This window comes from Holospora curviuscula, from assembly GCF_002930195.1.
Lineage (GTDB): Bacteria > Pseudomonadota > Alphaproteobacteria > Holosporales > Holosporaceae > Holospora > Holospora curviuscula.
The window spans coordinates 1-1,032 of sequence record NZ_PHHC01000003.1 but is presented as its reverse complement, the minus strand read 5'-3'; the positions used below and the strand labels follow the sequence as shown (position 1 = coordinate 1,032).

The 1,032-nt window shown below is 37.0% G+C and carries 3 protein-coding genes; 2 read left to right on the top strand and 1 reads right to left on the bottom strand.

The features are described from left to right. Both HCUR_RS08010 and HCUR_RS08940 read left to right on the top strand, forming a co-directional pair. A partial coding sequence (locus HCUR_RS08010; RefSeq protein ID WP_165780569.1) for a hypothetical protein occupies positions 1 to 580 on the top strand: 580 nt, incomplete at its 5' end. An 82-nt stretch (positions 581 to 662) separates the two neighbouring features. Beyond that, positions 663 to 821, top strand: coding sequence for a hypothetical protein (locus tag HCUR_RS08940; RefSeq protein WP_207760825.1), 159 nt, complete (start codon positions 663 to 665; stop codon positions 819 to 821). A gap of 32 nt (positions 822 to 853) precedes the next feature. Here HCUR_RS08940 and HCUR_RS00160 read toward each other — a convergent pair. Continuing rightward, positions 854 to 1,032 (bottom strand): transposase (locus tag HCUR_RS00160; protein WP_165780568.1); only part of this gene is annotated, 179 nt, incomplete at its 5' end.

Genomic DNA, 1,032 nt, shown 5'->3' with positions numbered 1-1,032 from the left:
CCCCCAAACAAATAAAGGGATTAACCAATCGCCACCTCTTTCTCCCCAGACACAAAGACCCGTTACCCAATCCTCTGTTCCTGACGCCCAGAACAGACTGATGCAATCCTTTGCTTCTTCTTACCCCCAAAAGTTGGGAAAATCATCTTTTCCTGCCCCCCAAACAAATAAAGGGATTAACCAATCGTCTATTTCTTACTCTCAGAAAAAAGCGACCCCTCAATGGTATTCTTCTGAGATATTTTCTTTAATGCAGGATTTGAGTGCTTTGAATATTCCTGTAGACTATTTTGGCACCCCACTCCCTTCCCAGGATCAAAACTTCTATGTCGCTGTTAATAAATTAATCAACAGAATTGGTGCGTTGATCAATACTAATCTTTCATTGTTAGAAAATAGCGAAAAGCTTAACATCCTTCTACAATTAAAGCATTCTTTTGAAAGAAATAATACAAACAATTTTATGAAAGCATTAAAAAAAGTTTTTGATTCTGTCAATAAAATGCCCCCCAAACAGCCTAAAGAGCATGCAAAATTCTCCAACTTTTCATCTCCAAGAGCTTCAAAACATACGATATAAAGTAATTTAATCTCTTTTTTTAGTGCTACTCTGTAAAACTTTTGTAGAGAGTTTATTGGACGTCGTCTTGAATTGAAGATGCTTGGGCCAGCGCATAATGCTCGCCACACCCACTCCAAATTCTTTAGAAACCTCTTCCATACTCAGTATTGTTATGTCTCGTATTTGTAAAACTTTTCAGCGAAAATCTAACGAACAAGTCCTGAAAAAATCTAAGGATAATACTTTTTATTTATTATAATCAAGTTATCTTGGTTAGAGCTTATCCGCAAATTAATTAGGAGGAAAGAATCTGCGCAAGAGTAGTCTGTTAAGTGACATGTAAATGTTATTCTCTGTAGAAGAACAAAGCAAGTCGTATTCTTTTGATAGCCTTCTATTTCTACCAAGCCATCCAAATGTTCGTTCTACAACCCATCGTCTCCGTTGAACCTTAAAGCCCCCCTCTATCC